Raw genomic sequence first — 13,528 nt, 5'->3', positions numbered from 1 at the left:
GTCAGAACTCGTTCTGCAGTGCTTTGTAGCCGCGCACCAGATCGACGTTGGTGCGCGCCACATCTTCGGAAAACTCCGAGGCACTGACGCTCACCGGCGGAAACTGCGACAGGTCGGTGCCGGGGCCGATACGCGTAGTGGACGGCACGTAGAAGGCATCGGGCAAGTCCCGGCCGTCGACTACCGAGTTGTGCCGCACCACGCAGCCATTCCCGACGACGCAGTTGAACAGCACGCTGTTGAAACCGATGAACACCCGGTTGCCGACGGTGCATGGGCCATGAACGATGGAGCGGTGGGCGATGGAACTGAACTCGCCGATGGTCACCGCCGCGCCGGATTTGGAGTGGATGACCACGCCGTCCTGAATGTTCGAGTTGGCGCCGATGGTGATCGGCTCCATCTCGCCCGAGGCATCGACTTCGTCGGCACGAATCACCGCGTAGGGACCGACGAAGACGTTCTCGCCGATCACCACTTTGCCGCAGATGATCGCGGTTTTATCCACGTACGCGGACTCCGCAATCACCGGAAGATCACCTGAGGGATTCTTTCGGATCATGGCTTGCTCAACGCGTCGTACAGGGTGTTGAGGTTGTACTCGAACAGCCCGGCGAAAGTGCTGGCCGGGCCGCTTGCCGCGAGTGCATCGGAGTACAACGTGCCACCGATATGCGCACCGCTTTCATCGGCAATTTGCTTCAGCAAGCGAGCATCCTTGATGTTTTCCATGAACACCGCTTTGACCTTGGCCTGGCGAATCTGGGTGATCAGTGCAGCCACTTCCGCAGCGGAAGGTTCGCGCTCGGTGGACAGACCTTGAGGGGCCATGAAGTCGATACCGTAGGCTTGGCCGAGATAACCGAACGCGTCATGGGAGGTGACGATCTTGCGGTTACCTGGTGGCAGCGAGCCGAGCTTGGCTTTGGCTTCGGCGAGCAGGGCGTAGATCTGTTTCAGGTAGGCCTGACTGTTGCGCTGGTAGTCAGCTTTGTTCGCCGGGTCGGCGGCAATCAGTGCCTTGGTGATGTTGGCGATGTACAACTCGGTGTTCGCCAGGTTGTGCCAGGCGTGTGGGTCGGGAATTGTTTCGCCGTCTTCATCCAGCGAGCGTGGAATTACACCGTGGCTGGCGCTGATCACCGGGGCTTTTGTTTCCGTACTGGTCACCAGACGATCCAGCCATGGCTCGAAACCGAGGCCATTCTTGATGATGAGTTTGGCCTGGAGCAGCGCTTTGGCATCGTCCGGGGTCGGCTCGTAGGTATGGGCATCGGCGTCCGGGCCGACCATGTTGGTGATCTGGATATGGTCGCCGCCAACCTGATGGGTCATGTCGGCGAGGATGCTGAAGCTGGTGACCACCTGCAGTTTTTCAGCGGCAGACACGGACATCGACAGCATCAAACTGAACAGCACGAGTAAAGCGCGCATCGGGAAACACCTCATTGGGATGTGAGCAAAGGCGGGCGGCGCAGCAAGCCGTGCACCGGACCGAACACCACGGACAGCAGATACAAACCGCCAGCCACCAGCACGATGGCCGGGCCGCTGGGCAGCGAGTAGTAGAACGACAGCAGTAAACCGAACCACACCGAGAGGCAGCCGAGCACGGCGGCGATGGCCATCAGCGCCGGTAAACGGCGACTCCAGAATCGTGAGGCGGCGGCCGGCAACATCATCAAACCGACCACCATCAGCGCGCCGATGGCCTGGAATCCGATCACCAGGTTCAGCACCACCAGGGTCAAAAACACTCCGTGAGCAAGTGGTCCGAGACGGCTGACGGTTTGCAGGAACAGTGGGTCGAGGGTGTCGAGTAACAGCGGTTTGTAGATCAGCGCCATGGCAATCAGGCTGAAGCCGGAGACCCAGAGCATGCCGGTCAATGTCGGGCCATCGACCGCCAGCGCCGAGCCGAACAACAGGTGCAGAAGGTCCAGACGCTTGCCGGCGATGCCGAGGATCAGCACGCCGCTGGCCAGGGAGATCGGATAGATCGCGGCGAGGCTGGCGTCTTCGCGCAGGCCGGTGCGGCGGGTGATCCACGCGGCGAGCCCGGCCATGCTCAGGCCTGCGCCGAGGCCACCAATCGTTAGCGCCGGAAGACTCAGGCCGGCGAACCAGAAGCCCAACGCGGCGCCGGGCAAGATGCCGTGAGCGACCGCATCGCCGATCAGACTCATGCGGCGCAGGATCAGAAACACGCCAAGCGGCGCGGTACTGCACGCGAGGACCAGACCGCCGAGCAATGCCCGGCGCATGAACACGAACTCTTGGAACGGTTGCCAAAGGTGTGCGGCGGCGATCATCAGGCCACCTGCGTTTGGGGTTGTTGGCGGATTAGTTCGGTGCTGAGTCCTAGCGTGCAGCCGCTGCTTTTAATCAGCAGGGTTTGTGGGATGTGTTGGCGAACGGCGGCGAGGTCATGGCACACGACGACCAGGGTTCGACCTTCGGCATGCCAGGCGTGGATATTTTTCCAGAGCAATTCCTGACCGAGTTCATCGAGGGCGGCGTGGGGTTCATCAAGTAACAGCAAAGGCGCTTCGGCGAGACTCAATCGAGCGAGCAGGGCGCGTTGCAGTTCACCGCCGGAAAGCGCCATCAGCGGGCGGTGCTCCAGACCGGTCAGGCACCAGTTATCAAGGACGGCTTTGAGTCGCTGGTTACGGATCTCTGGAGGTTGCTTGCTGCCCCAGAACCCAGCGGCTACTAACTCTTGCAGACTGATGGGGAATTGGCGGTCCAGGTGTTGTTGCTGAGGCAGAAACGAGAGACCGCCCTTGCGTGGAACGTCCAGGACGATTTTGCCGGCCAGTGGTTTTTGCAGGCCGGCGATGACTTTCAGCAGGCTACTTTTGCCGGAGCCGTTGGCGCCGATTACGGCGGTCAGGCTTCCTTTGGGTAGCTCGAAATCCACGGCGGGTGTGAGCGGTTGGCCGGGCGCGCCCCAGCGTAGGGATTGGCAGCGGATCATGCGGCTGCCTCCCAGTTCCAGCGACTTTCAGCCACGGCGTCGTGAGCGTGAAGGCTTTCGGCATGGACGACTCGGACGTGGAATCCATTGATACCAGGTGAGCGTTTCAGGGCCAGGTTCAAGCGTCGCGCGGCGTCTTCGCAGAACATCAGGTTTTGACCGTTGGCCAAGGCGAAGGCTTGTTCGTCAGCGCGTTTCACTGCGGTTTGCACGGCTGTGCCGAGGGCGGCTTCCGCGTCGTTGATGAGGGCGATTAATGGCAAGTCGTCGAGATAGTCATCCAGGCGCAGCTGCAAATGAGCAGTGCTGCGTTGACTGTGAGGCGTTGCGACGATGCCCTTTGTGGAACCGAGCCAGGCCAGAACATCGGCATGCAGCAGTGGTGTATTGGCGAAATCATCGAGGAATTGTTGTTGGATGAGTTGGCGCGACAACGCTGCGGAACACGGGCAAGTCGAGGAATAAGGCACGTCTATTTTTAGTTCCACGTGGAACATATCGTTTTTCAATCGAGCTTCGATGCTTGCCGGATAGGTTTTCCAACCGGCTAAAGGACTGACAAGCGCGGGTCTTTTGAGCAATAAATCGGTGTGAACTTTCAGGTAAGCAGTGGAGGACAATCCTTCATGGCTGTCGAGAAAACGCTGCAAAACTCTGCGCAGTAATGCCGGCGTCAGGCTCTCCTGCTCAAGCATTTCCAACGCCAGATATAGACGAGACATGTGAATGCCACGCGCGTCACCATCGTCGAGACTCACGCCGGCATCAGCCTTTGCGCTCAGCCGTTGGCCATCAAATAAAACAGGAAGAGCAATGCCGCACATGCCCACCCACTCCAGTGGAAGGGCTTGGCGTTCGGCCTGCGCGGCGATATCCGGCAGAGTCAGCGCATTCATGAGCAGGTCCATCGTGGGAGTTGATTTGGCATGTTATATTATTACATCTAAATCGACGATGCCTTTTTCGCGAGCGGGCTTTCACCATGCACAGACGTCACTTGCTCAACTTGATTCTGGCCAGCGCGGCCTTCGCTTTACCCTTTGGTGTTTCGGCCACGCAGATTCGCAACGCACGGCTCTGGCGTTCGGATGACAAGCTGCGATTGGTGTTCGATCTGAGCGGACCGGTGCAGTACAAAACTTTTTCCTTGAGCGCACCCGAGCGGCTGATCATCGATCTGAGTGGCGCGAATCTCAGCGGTGATTTCAGTCAGTTGGCGCTGAACAACACGGTGATCCGCTCCATTCGTTCCGGTCATTACGGTCAGGGTGATACGCGGATCGTCCTCGACCTCAGCGGGCCGGTGCAGCTCAACAGCTTTCTGCTGCCGCCACAGGATGGGCAGGGCCATCGACTGGTGCTCGATCTCAAGACCGCCGGGCCACTACAAATCGCGGCGGCGCCAATCCGTGAACCGATCATCGATAAGGCTCACCCCAAGCGCGACATCATCGTAGTGGTCGACCCCGGTCACGGTGGCAAAGACCCAGGCGCGGTCGGCGCCAAAGGTGAGCGAGAAAAAGACGTGGTGCTGTCGATTGCGCAGTTGCTGGCCAAGCGACTGAAGCGCGAGAAGGGCTATGACGTGAAACTGGTGCGCAATGACGACTTCTTCGTTCCGCTGCGCAAACGCGTGGAGATCGCCCGCAAACACAACGCCGACATGTTCATCTCGGTGCATGCCGATGCCGCACCACGGCTCACAGCGTCCGGCGCGTCGGTGTATTGCCTGTCTGAAGGTGGCGCGACCTCGGCCACGGCAAGGTTTATGGCGGAGCGGGAGAACGGCGCGGATCTTTTAGGCGCCACGAGCCTGCTCAATCTCAAGGACAAGGACCCGATGCTCGCCGGGGTGATTCTCGACATGTCGATGAACGCGACCATTGCCGCCAGTTTGCAGCTGGGCAGCACCGTGCTTGGCAGCCTGGCGGGCATCACCACGCTGCATCAGAAGCGCGTGGAACAGGCTGGATTTGCCGTGCTGAAGTCGCCGGACGTGCCGTCGATCCTAGTGGAAACCGGCTTCATCTCGAACGCCCGCGACAGTCAGCGGCTGGTCACCGCGCGGCATCAGCAAGCCGTGGCTGACGGTTTGTTCGAAGGTCTACAGCGCTATTTTCAGAAGAACCCGCCGCTCAACAGCTACGTTGCCTGGCAGCAGGAGCAGAAAAAGCCCAGGTCTAGCAGACGGCAATCCGGCTACAGGTGAATTTGCCGCTGCTGCCCCCGGAGCTGGAAAACCGATTGATGGTGGTCCAGCCAACACGGCGGGTGTAGCCGACCCAGGCTTCGCCATCGGAGGCGAGGCCGGTGAAAAACGTCAGTTGCCCGTAGCGACTGCTGGTCTGCGCCCAATAACGTTTGCCGGCCACCTCAAAGCCGCGCAGATAAATCGTGCTACCGACGGTGTTGACGCTGTAGGCGTTGCCGTCATGGTCGACACACGCGAGCAGATTGGCGCTGCGGGTGCACTTGGCAAGGGTCGGGATTTGTCCCCAGGCATCGACGGTGATCAATAGCGAAAGACTCAGCAGCGCGCACTTCAGGGCGTTTCCCATGGCATTTCTCAAGGATCGAACGGGCTCAAGCATCGTGCTCTTTGTCGTGACGAACAAGAGGGGAGTGGTTTATTTGTGTTGTTATACTATAACATTAAAACACGCCCGCCCTTGTGACCCTCCCATGACTGAACAAGAACTCTTGGCTCAACTCGCCGCCGATTACATGAACGACGCCCAGCAAGGTTTCTTCCGTGACCTGTTGCTGGCTCAACGCAGCGAACTGCAAGCGCGCATTGCCGGTGAGTTCGACATATTGCGCGAACAGGAACCCAACAGCGATCCCGCTGACGTTGGCAGCGCCGAAGAGCAGCGCCAATGGCAACTGCGCCTGCTGGAGCGGGAAAAGAAGCTCCTGGACAAGATCGACGAAGCCCTGGAACACCTGGCCCGCGGCGAATACGGCTGGTGCCGCGAAACCGGCGAGCCGATTGGCCTCAAGCGCTTGCTGCTGCGGCCCACCGCCACACTGAGTATCGAAGCCAAAGAACGTGAAGAGCTGCGCGAACGCCATCAACGGGCGATTTGACCGGCCACATCCTGTGAGGAATACCTGATGCCCAATCGTCTCCCTGTGACCGTTTTGTCGGGCTTTCTCGGCGCTGGCAAGAGTACGTTGCTCAATTACGTACTACGTAACCGAGAGAACCTGCGTGTTGCCGTGATCGTCAACGATATGAGCGAGATCAACATCGATGGCAGCGAAGTTCAGCGCGATGTCAGCCTGAACCGTGCCGAAGAGAAACTCGTGGAAATGAGCAACGGCTGCATTTGCTGCACCTTGCGCGAAGATTTGCTGGAGGAAGTCAGCAAACTCGCCAAGGACGGTCGTTTTGATTACTTGTTGATCGAATCCACCGGCATTTCCGAACCGCTACCAGTGGCGGAAACCTTTACCTTCCGCGACGAAGAAGGCCAAAGCCTGGCGGACATTGCCCGGCTCGACACCATGGTCACGGTGGTCGACGGGATGAACTTCCTGCTCGACTACCAGGCCGCCGAGAGCCTAGCGTCCCGGGGCGAAACCCTGGGCGAAGAGGATGAGCGTTCGATCACTGACTTGCTGATCGAGCAGATCGAATTCGCCGACGTGATCCTGATCAGCAAGATCGACTTGATCAGCAGCAGCGAGCGTCAGGAACTGATCGCGATCCTCGAGCGGCTCAACTCCCAAGCGGAAATCATCCCGATGGTCATGGGCGAAGTACCGCTCAAGAAGATCCTCAACACCGGTCGCTTCGACTTCGAAAAAGCCGCCCAGGCCCCAGGCTGGCTTCAGGAACTACGCGGCGAGCACGTGCCGGAAACCGAAGAATACGGCATCGCCTCCACGGCCTATCGCGCGCGCCGACCATTCCATCCCCAGCGCTTTTTCAGCTTCATCGATCGCCCATGGGTGAACGGCAAACTGCTGCGCTCCAAGGGCTTTTTCTGGCTGGCCAGCAAGCACATGGACGCCGGTAGCTGGTCACAGGCCGGCGGCTTGATGCGCCATGGCTTCGCCGGACGCTGGTGGCGTTTCGTGCCGAAAACCCAATGGCCGCAGGATGAAGAAAGCACTGCCGGGATCATGGAAAACTGGACGGCGTCCACGGGTGATTGCCGTCAGGAACTGGTGTTCATCGGTCAGAACATCGACTTTGCACAGCTCACCGCCGAACTCGATAGCTGCCTGCTGACCGACGATGAAATGGCCCAAGGCATCGAGGGTTGGCGCCTGCTGCCAGACCCGTTCGGCCCCTGGCACGAAGAGGCCGCCTGATGCTCACACTCACCCCTGTGGGAGCGGGCTTGCTCGCGAAGGCGCCAGTACGGACACCACGCCAACACCGCGGAGCAACCCCAAAAGTCCTGACAAAAATTCTCCACGACGACGCCAATCTCGCCGTCTGGCGGCGCCAACTCCCGTTACACATCGCGGATTTCGCCAGTTTACTTCTGTCCCTGAACGAACCACTGGCGGAGTCCCTGTCCCTGGACATCGCCAATGAAGACGCCGAGCCCAACCTCAAAGGACTGGCCTCAGGCTTCAGCGATCTGGAAGGCTACGAAGGCTTCATCACCGACGTCTCCTGGCTGGTCAGCGCATTCGCCTGCTTACTCGGCGCCAAGCACATCGGCCTGCGCCTTCGGGTGCTGGAGACTGCCATGTGTCCACGCTTTCACGTCGATCACGTACCTGTGCGGCTGATCACCACTTACGCCGGCATTGGCAGCCAATGGCTGAAAGAAGGGGCGATGGATCGCCGGCAACTGGGCAAACCCGAGGCAGAACCCCAGTCGCAGATCCAGCAAATCAACAGCGGTGACGTGGCGCTGTTAAAAGGGGAGAAGTGGCATGGCAATGAAGGCTTCGGCCTGATCCACCGCTCGCCGCAACCGGCGCCGGGCGAGCGCCGGTTAATCCTGACGCTCGACTGGCTGAGCTAGTGGCTCAAGGTTTGAGCCAGTTTCCCTGGCTCTGCGCCTCGCAAAACGGTTTCAAATACGCCGCATCGGTGGCCACGCCGTAATAGTGAATATCCTGGCGGTAAGGCATATTGGCGACTTGGGCGTTGCTGCACACGCCGAAGGCGCCGGTGGGGCATTGGTCGACGTATTGCACCTCGACTTTCTGACCGGGAAGGTTCGGCTGGCAGAAACCGTCGGCGAACAGTTTCTCCGGGATGTTGCGGTTCTGCTGGCAGACTTTCACGTCGAGCCGTTCCGCCGTGCTATGTACTACGCACGCTTGGGCCAACGCCTCGCCCGACCCCAGCGCCAGCAGCAACGACAATCCCATCAACCGCATCCCTTACCTCCTCAGAAAACTTCGACCATGTTGCAGAACATTCCCACCCACGTCATCGCCGGCCCGTTGGGCTCCGGCAAGACCAGCCTGATCAAGCATCTGCTGGCCCAGCGCCCGGCGAATGAACGCTGGGCGGTGCTGATCAACGAGTTCGGCCAGATCGGCCTCGACGCCGCTCTGCTGACCCAGGACAGCGATGGTATCGCACTGGGTGAAGTGGCCGGCGGCTGTTTGTGTTGCGTGAATGGTGCGCCGTTTCAGATCGGCCTCGGGCGGTTGCTGCGCAAGGCGCGGCCGGATCGGTTGTTTATCGAACCCTCCGGGCTGGGGCATCCGGCCCAGTTGCTGCGGCAGTTGAGCGAGGCGCCGTGGCAAGGTGTGCTGGCGGTTCAGCCGTGTGTTCTGGTGCTTGATGCCCAGGCGCTAGCTGCCGGAAAACCGCTGCCGGCGGCGCAACAGGAGGCGTTGAACAGCGCGGGTCTGTTGCTGCTGAACAAGTCAGAAGGTCTTGATGAGGATGATCGTCAGCGGATTGTTGCGCAGTTGCCGGATCGCCCGATGTTCTGGACGCAGCAAGCGGTCATGCCGTTGAGCGAATTGCCGGGGCTTGGGAGTCAGGCGGTTACGGGTGTGGATAACTTCATCGTCCCCAAGGGATTGGCGCAGATGCCGGCTATCTGGACCGATGCCGCGCTGCCGATTTGCTTGAGTCAGGCGCAGGAGGGTGGCTGGAGCATTGGTTGGCGTTGGCATCCGAGTCAGACATTCGATGCCGCACTCGTTGGTCAGTGGCTTGAAAGTCTTGCCTGGCGGCGGGCGAAGCTGGTTATCCACAGCGTCAACGGTTGGGTTTCAGCGAATGCGGTGGATAACTCGGTGCTGGATTGGCGGCCGAGTGAGTGGCGACAGGATTCGCGGATTGAGTTGATTTTTAGTGAGTCGCAGGATGTGAGCGAATTACAGAAAGGCTTGGCCGGGTGCCGGTAATTGCGCAGTCTTTGAGGCCGTCTTCGCGAGCAAGCCCGCTCCCACATTGGATCTGCGTCGTTCACAAAACCAATGTGGGAGCGGGCTTGCTCGCGAATGGTTTAACTGACGACATAAATCTTCATGGCCGCCACTTCGTGTGTTCCTGCCGCCATTGGCTCAGCTCAATGACTTCCGCACGAGGCCTCACCACATCAACCACCGCTGGGGTGTCGTCAAACGGCATCGGGTAGGGCGCCAGTTCGATCTGCGCGCTGTGCGCACCGAATTGGGTGATGGTCCCGTTATGACGGGTCTCGCCGGTCACGGTGAATTCAAAGTTATACACCCGCGCCAGGCGTCGGCGACCGTTCGCGTCTTTGATAAAACCGATTTTTTCAACGCCACGTTGCCGTCCAGCAGCTCGATCTGGAGCTTGGCGCAATGCTGTTTGACCCGCTCCAGCGCACGTTCGCGCAAGCCGTGGTTGTGCCACAGCCACGCGGCGCCGGTGGCGAGCAGCATCAGCACGAAGATATTTCCGAGGGTCAGCATCAACAGGGTGCTCCAACAAGATAGTGCCAGCTTAACTGCGTCGCTGGTCTGTCGTACAGGCTGCGTTTAGTCGCATACTGCGCGGCTCGAATTTCATTCGTTTTACGGAAAACTCACCGCATGAAACGTACGCCCCATCTGCTCGCCATCCAGTCCCACGTGGTGTTCGGCCACGCCGGTAACAGCGCCGCGGTTTTCCCGATGCAGCGGGTCGGGGTGAATGTCTGGCCGCTCAACACCGTGCAGTTCTCCAACCACACGCAATACGGGCAGTGGGCAGGTGAAATACTGCCACCGCATCAGATTCCCGAGCTGGTGGAAGGCATCGCGGCGATTGGTGAGCTGGGCAACTGCGATGCGGTGTTGTCGGGTTATCTCGGCAGTGCGGCCCAGGGCCGGGCGATCCTTACGGGCGTGGCGCGGATCAAGTCGATCAACCCCAAGGCGTTGTATTTGTGCGATCCGGTGATGGGACACCCGGAGAAGGGCTGCAGTGTGCCGGTCGAGGTCAGTGACTTCCTGTTGGAGGAAGCGGCGGCCGTCGCCGACTTCATGTGCCCGAATCAGCTGGAGCTGGACAGCTTCTCAGGGCGCAAACCGCAGTCGTTGTTCGATTGCCTGGCCATGGCGCGAGCGCTGATGGCGCGTGGGCCGAAGGCTGTGCTGGTCAAGCATCTGGACTATCCCGGCAAACCTGAAGAGGTTTTCGAGATGCTGCTGGTGACCGCTGAAGGGAGTTGGCACCTGCGTCGGCCATTGTTGGCGTTTCCGCGGCAGCCGGTGGGCGTGGGCGACCTGACGTCCGGGCTGTTCCTGGCTCGCGTGCTGTTGGGTGACAGCCTGGTGGCGGCGTTTGAGTTCACCGCGGCCGCGGTGCATGAGGTGCTGCTGGAAACCCAGGCGTGCGCCAGCTATGAGCTGGAACTGGTGCGGGCGCAGGACCGGATCGCACATCCTCGGGTGCGGTTCGAAGCGACCCCGATCAGTCTCTGAGTTCGGCGTCGAGCCCATTCGCGAGCAAGCCCGCTCCCACATTGGTTCTGCTGCGTTGCACAAAATGTGTGCACACCGCAGAACCAATGTGGGAGCGGGCTTGCTCGCGAAGGCTATCTAAAGAACACCCTCAACCTGACTGAACAGCTCAGGCGTCGTCCTTGATTTCCTGATAACGCTTTTCCAGCTCCTGGCGAATCTGCCGACGCTGCTGGGCCTGCATAAAGCGACGCTTGTCTTCGCTGTTCTCCGGCTGCAGCGGCGGGACGACGGCCGGTTTGCGCTGGTCATCCACCGCGACCATGGTGAAGAAGCAGCTATTGGTGTGGCGCACCGAGCGTTCGCGGATGTTCTCGGTCACCACCTTGATGCCCACCTCCATCGAGGTGTTGCCGGTGTAGTTGACCGACGCCAGGAACGTCACCAGCTCGCCGACATGGATCGGCTCGCGGAAAATCACCTGATCCACCGACAGGGTCACCACGTAGCGGCCGGCATAACGGCTGGCGCAGGCGTAGGCCACTTCGTCGAGGTATTTGAGCAGGGTGCCACCGTGGACATTGCCAGAGAAGTTGGCCATGTCGGGGGTCATCAATACCGTCATCGACAGTTGGGCGTTTCCGGGTTCCATAGCGTTCTCACGGGTCAAGGCAGGTTTTCGGGAGCGCACCTCTGCGGGTGCGTAGTCGGCTTTTCAAAACCAACAGTTATCGGGACGCCGGGCAAGTGGCTGCCGTCACGCCTTGATCGATCTGTTTCCATATATTGCGCCGCCTTTCTGCCGGAAGTCGCGGTGTTACCCTTCAAAAGCCCATCCCAAGGACGATTCCTACGCCATAAGCAGATTTTTACTCTGGTTCAACAGACCTTTCCTGCGTCTGCCGTTTGAGCACTATCACCCAAGGAGCGCCATACCATGCATGCCATCAGTTTCATTCAAGACCTGGCAGTGATCATGTTGGTCGCAGGCGTGGTAACCGTGCTCTTTCATCGTTTCAAACAACCGGTGGTTCTTGGTTATATCGTCGCCGGTTTCATTATTGGCCCGCACACGCCACCGTTCGGCCTGATCCACGATGAACAAACCATCAAGACCCTCGCTGAACTCGGGGTGATTTTCCTGATGTTCTGCCTGGGCCTGGAGTTCAGCCTGCGCAAGCTCTTCAAGGTTGGAGCCACGGCGTTTATCGCGGCGTTCCTGGAAATCGTGCTGATGATCTGGATCGGCTACGAAATCGGCCGCTGGTTTGACTGGAACACCATGGATTCGCTGTTCCTGGGGGCGATCCTGGCGATTTCCTCAACCACCATCATCGTCAAGGCCCTCAACGACCTGAAGATGAAGAACGAGCGCTTCGCCCAGTTGATCTTCGGTGTGCTGATTGTCGAAGACATCCTCGGCATCGGCATCATCGCCTTGCTGTCGAGCATCGCAGTCAGCGGTACGGTCAGTTCCGGCGAAGTGTTCTCGACCGTCGGCAAGCTCTCGCTGTTCATGATCGTCGCACTGGTCATCGGCATCTTGTTGGTGCCGCGGCTATTGGCCTACGTGGCTAAATTCGAAAGCAATGAAATGCTGCTGATTACCGTACTGGGCCTGTGTTTCGGCTTTTGCCTGCTGGTGGTCAAGCTCGAATACAGCATGGTCCTCGGCGCCTTCCTGATTGGCGCGATCATGGCCGAATCCCGGCAGTTGCTGAAGATCGAACGTCTGATCGAGCCGGTTCGCGACCTGTTCAGCGCAATCTTCTTCGTCGCCATCGGGCTGATGCTTGATCCGATGATCCTGCTGCAATATGCCTGGCCAATCGCGGTGATCACCGTGGCGGTGGTGCTGGGCAAGATGCTGTCCTGCGGCCTCGGGGCGTTTATCGCCGGCAATGACGGACGAACCTCACTGCGGGTCGGGATGGGTCTTTCACAGATTGGCGAATTTTCCTTCATCATCGCCGCGCTTGGCATGACCTTGCAGGTCACCAGCAACTTCCTTTATCCGGTGGCCGTGGCGGTATCGGTCCTGACCACACTGCTGACGCCGTATTTGATCCGCGCGGCCGACCCACTGTCGATCAAACTGGCGGCGGTCATGCCTGGGCGCTTGAGCCGGGTGCTGGGGATGTATGGCGAGTGGCTGCGCAGCATTCAGCCGCAAGGCGAGGGCGCGCTGCTGGCGTCGATGATTCGGCGGATTTTGTTGCAGGTTGGGGTCAATCTGGCGCTGGTGATCGCGATTTTCTTCTCGGGCGCGTTTTTCGCCGAGCGTATGTCGGCTTACCTGCAAGGCTGGATCAGTGACCCGAGCTGGCAGAAAGCGTTGATCTGGGGTGGGGCGTTGCTGTTGTCGCTGCCGTTCCTGATCGCCGCCTATCGCAAGCTCAAGGCACTGTCGATGCTATTGGCAGAGATGGGCGTGAAGCCAGAGATGGCCGGCCGCCACACGCAGCGAGTGCGCCGGGTGATCGCCGAAGTGATCCCGATCCTCTCGCTGCTGGTGATCTTCCTGCTGCTGGCAGCCTTGTCGGCCAGTATTCTGCCGACCAACAAGTTGCTGGTACTGATCGCCGTCGTCGCGGCCGCCGTGGCGGCGCTGCTCTGGCGCTGGTTCATCCGCGTGCATACACGCATGCAGGTAGCCCTGCTGGAAACCCTGGACAACCACAAGGAATCGTCCGGGCATTGACCACC

The 13,528-nt window shown here is 59.8% G+C and carries 15 protein-coding genes and 1 pseudogene; 7 read left to right on the top strand and 9 right to left on the bottom strand.

Annotation, left to right across the window (positions count from 1 at the left end):
* Position 1 precedes the first annotated feature (1 nt).
* The 5 genes from RHM58_RS08000 to folE2 are packed head-to-tail and all read right to left on the bottom strand — an operon-like array spanning position 2 to position 3,876.
* The gene (locus RHM58_RS08000) at positions 2 to 562 is read right to left on the bottom strand and encodes a carbonate dehydratase (protein ID WP_201199167.1); all 561 of its coding nucleotides are present in this window, start codon (positions 560 to 562) and stop codon (positions 2 to 4) included.
* Positions 559 to 1,434: a metal ABC transporter substrate-binding protein gene (locus RHM58_RS07995; protein ID WP_322270036.1), complete on the bottom strand. Its 876-nt coding sequence runs from the start codon at positions 1,432 to 1,434 to the stop codon at positions 559 to 561. The genes RHM58_RS08000 and RHM58_RS07995 overlap by 4 nt, the downstream gene beginning before the upstream one ends.
* Positions 1,435 to 1,445: 11 nt before the next feature.
* Entirely contained in the window at positions 1,446 to 2,312 is an 867-nt protein-coding gene (locus tag RHM58_RS07990; RefSeq protein ID WP_201255036.1) for a metal ABC transporter permease, read from the bottom strand.
* On the bottom strand, positions 2,312 to 2,980 hold the full coding sequence (locus RHM58_RS07985) for a metal ABC transporter ATP-binding protein (protein WP_322270035.1): 669 nt from the start codon (positions 2,978 to 2,980) through the stop codon (positions 2,312 to 2,314). Before RHM58_RS07985 ends, RHM58_RS07990 begins: the two co-directional genes overlap by 1 nt.
* A complete protein-coding gene (gene folE2 / locus RHM58_RS07980) occupies positions 2,977 to 3,876 on the bottom strand; it encodes a GTP cyclohydrolase FolE2 (protein ID WP_322270034.1) in 900 nt (299 codons plus the stop codon). Before folE2 ends, RHM58_RS07985 begins: the two co-directional genes overlap by 4 nt.
* 86 nt (positions 3,877 to 3,962) lie before the next feature.
* On the opposite strand from folE2, the gene RHM58_RS07975 reads away from it, so the two are divergent.
* Entirely contained in the window at positions 3,963 to 5,189 is a 1,227-nt protein-coding gene (locus tag RHM58_RS07975; protein WP_322270033.1) for an N-acetylmuramoyl-L-alanine amidase, read from the top strand.
* Here the strand turns inward: RHM58_RS07975 and RHM58_RS07970 are convergent.
* Complete coding sequence (locus RHM58_RS07970) at positions 5,161 to 5,538, bottom strand: glutamine synthetase (RefSeq protein WP_322270032.1); 378 nt, start codon at positions 5,536 to 5,538, stop codon at positions 5,161 to 5,163. The genes RHM58_RS07975 and RHM58_RS07970 overlap by 29 nt on opposite strands.
* Before the next feature lie 124 nt (positions 5,539 to 5,662).
* Between RHM58_RS07970 and dksA the strand changes: the two genes are divergently transcribed.
* From dksA to RHM58_RS07955, 3 genes are read left to right on the top strand one after another with little or no spacing between them, the layout of a single operon-like run.
* Entirely contained in the window at positions 5,663 to 6,067 is a 405-nt protein-coding gene (dksA, locus tag RHM58_RS07965) for an RNA polymerase-binding protein DksA (RefSeq protein WP_322270031.1), read from the top strand.
* 27 nt (positions 6,068 to 6,094) lie between these two features.
* Entirely contained in the window at positions 6,095 to 7,300 is a 1,206-nt protein-coding gene (gene zigA, locus RHM58_RS07960; RefSeq protein ID WP_322270030.1) for a zinc metallochaperone GTPase ZigA, read from the top strand.
* Complete coding sequence (locus tag RHM58_RS07955) at positions 7,300 to 7,968, top strand: DUF1826 domain-containing protein (protein ID WP_201199156.1); 669 nt, start codon at positions 7,300 to 7,302, stop codon at positions 7,966 to 7,968. Before zigA ends, RHM58_RS07955 begins: the two co-directional genes overlap by 1 nt.
* Positions 7,969 to 7,972: 4 nt before the next feature.
* On the opposite strand, the gene RHM58_RS07950 is transcribed toward RHM58_RS07955, so the two are convergent.
* Positions 7,973 to 8,329: an NADH:ubiquinone oxidoreductase gene (locus RHM58_RS07950; protein ID WP_201199155.1), complete on the bottom strand. Its 357-nt coding sequence runs from the start codon at positions 8,327 to 8,329 to the stop codon at positions 7,973 to 7,975.
* Between the two features lie 27 nt (positions 8,330 to 8,356).
* Between RHM58_RS07950 and RHM58_RS07945 the strand changes: the two genes are divergently transcribed.
* On the top strand, positions 8,357 to 9,316 hold the full coding sequence (locus RHM58_RS07945; protein WP_322270029.1) for a CobW family GTP-binding protein: 960 nt from the start codon (positions 8,357 to 8,359) through the stop codon (positions 9,314 to 9,316).
* 121 nt (positions 9,317 to 9,437) lie between these two features.
* On the opposite strand, the pseudogene RHM58_RS07940 reads toward RHM58_RS07945, so the two are convergent.
* Positions 9,438 to 9,850: pseudogene (locus tag RHM58_RS07940) on the bottom strand (DUF3301 domain-containing protein).
* Between the two features lie 120 nt (positions 9,851 to 9,970).
* On the opposite strand from RHM58_RS07940, the gene pdxY reads away from it, so the two are divergent.
* The gene (pdxY, locus tag RHM58_RS07935) at positions 9,971 to 10,843 is read left to right on the top strand and encodes a pyridoxal kinase PdxY (RefSeq protein ID WP_201199143.1); all 873 of its coding nucleotides are present in this window, start codon (positions 9,971 to 9,973) and stop codon (positions 10,841 to 10,843) included.
* 148 nt (positions 10,844 to 10,991) lie between these two features.
* Here the strand turns inward: pdxY and RHM58_RS07930 are convergent, their stop codons facing one another.
* Positions 10,992 to 11,474 carry an acyl-CoA thioesterase gene (locus tag RHM58_RS07930; protein ID WP_201199141.1) on the bottom strand — a complete coding sequence of 161 codons (483 nt, stop codon included), beginning with the start codon at positions 11,472 to 11,474 and terminating at the stop codon, positions 10,992 to 10,994.
* Between the two features lie 285 nt (positions 11,475 to 11,759).
* Here RHM58_RS07930 and RHM58_RS07925 point away from each other — a divergent pair, with 285 nt between their 5' ends.
* Complete coding sequence (locus RHM58_RS07925) at positions 11,760 to 13,523, top strand: cation:proton antiporter (protein WP_322270026.1); 1,764 nt, start codon at positions 11,760 to 11,762, stop codon at positions 13,521 to 13,523.
* Positions 13,524 to 13,528 lie beyond the last annotated feature (5 nt).

Origin of the sequence: Pseudomonas sp. 10S4 (genome assembly GCF_034344865.1) — a bacterium.
Taxonomy (GTDB): domain Bacteria; phylum Pseudomonadota; class Gammaproteobacteria; order Pseudomonadales; family Pseudomonadaceae; genus Aquipseudomonas.
Note: the sequence above shows the minus strand (reverse complement) of the source record. Positions and strands in the feature narration are given on the sequence as shown.

Excerpts from the sequence above, each read along its gene's own strand:
- RHM58_RS08000 (WP_201199167.1), bottom strand. The coding sequence starts at position 562 with ATGATCCGAAAGAATCCCTCAGGTGATCTTCCGGTGATTGCGGAGTCC.
- RHM58_RS07995 (WP_322270036.1), bottom strand. The coding sequence starts at position 1,434 with ATGCGCGCTTTACTCGTGCTGTTCAGTTTGATGCTGTCGATGTCCGTG.
- RHM58_RS07990 (WP_201255036.1), bottom strand. The coding sequence starts at position 2,312 with ATGATCGCCGCCGCACACCTTTGGCAACCGTTCCAAGAGTTCGTGTTC.
- RHM58_RS07985 (WP_322270035.1), bottom strand. The coding sequence starts at position 2,980 with ATGATCCGCTGCCAATCCCTACGCTGGGGCGCGCCCGGCCAACCGCTC.
- folE2 (WP_322270034.1), bottom strand. The coding sequence starts at position 3,876 with ATGAATGCGCTGACTCTGCCGGATATCGCCGCGCAGGCCGAACGCCAA.
- RHM58_RS07975 (WP_322270033.1), top strand. The coding sequence starts at position 3,963 with ATGCACAGACGTCACTTGCTCAACTTGATTCTGGCCAGCGCGGCCTTC.
- RHM58_RS07970 (WP_322270032.1), bottom strand. The coding sequence starts at position 5,538 with ATGGGAAACGCCCTGAAGTGCGCGCTGCTGAGTCTTTCGCTATTGATC.
- dksA (WP_322270031.1), top strand. The coding sequence starts at position 5,663 with ATGACTGAACAAGAACTCTTGGCTCAACTCGCCGCCGATTACATGAAC.
- zigA (WP_322270030.1), top strand. The coding sequence starts at position 6,095 with ATGCCCAATCGTCTCCCTGTGACCGTTTTGTCGGGCTTTCTCGGCGCT.
- RHM58_RS07955 (WP_201199156.1), top strand. The coding sequence starts at position 7,300 with ATGCTCACACTCACCCCTGTGGGAGCGGGCTTGCTCGCGAAGGCGCCA.
- RHM58_RS07950 (WP_201199155.1), bottom strand. The coding sequence starts at position 8,329 with ATGCGGTTGATGGGATTGTCGTTGCTGCTGGCGCTGGGGTCGGGCGAG.
- RHM58_RS07945 (WP_322270029.1), top strand. The coding sequence starts at position 8,357 with ATGTTGCAGAACATTCCCACCCACGTCATCGCCGGCCCGTTGGGCTCC.
- pdxY (WP_201199143.1), top strand. The coding sequence starts at position 9,971 with ATGAAACGTACGCCCCATCTGCTCGCCATCCAGTCCCACGTGGTGTTC.
- RHM58_RS07930 (WP_201199141.1), bottom strand. The coding sequence starts at position 11,474 with ATGGAACCCGGAAACGCCCAACTGTCGATGACGGTATTGATGACCCCC.
- RHM58_RS07925 (WP_322270026.1), top strand. The coding sequence starts at position 11,760 with ATGCATGCCATCAGTTTCATTCAAGACCTGGCAGTGATCATGTTGGTC.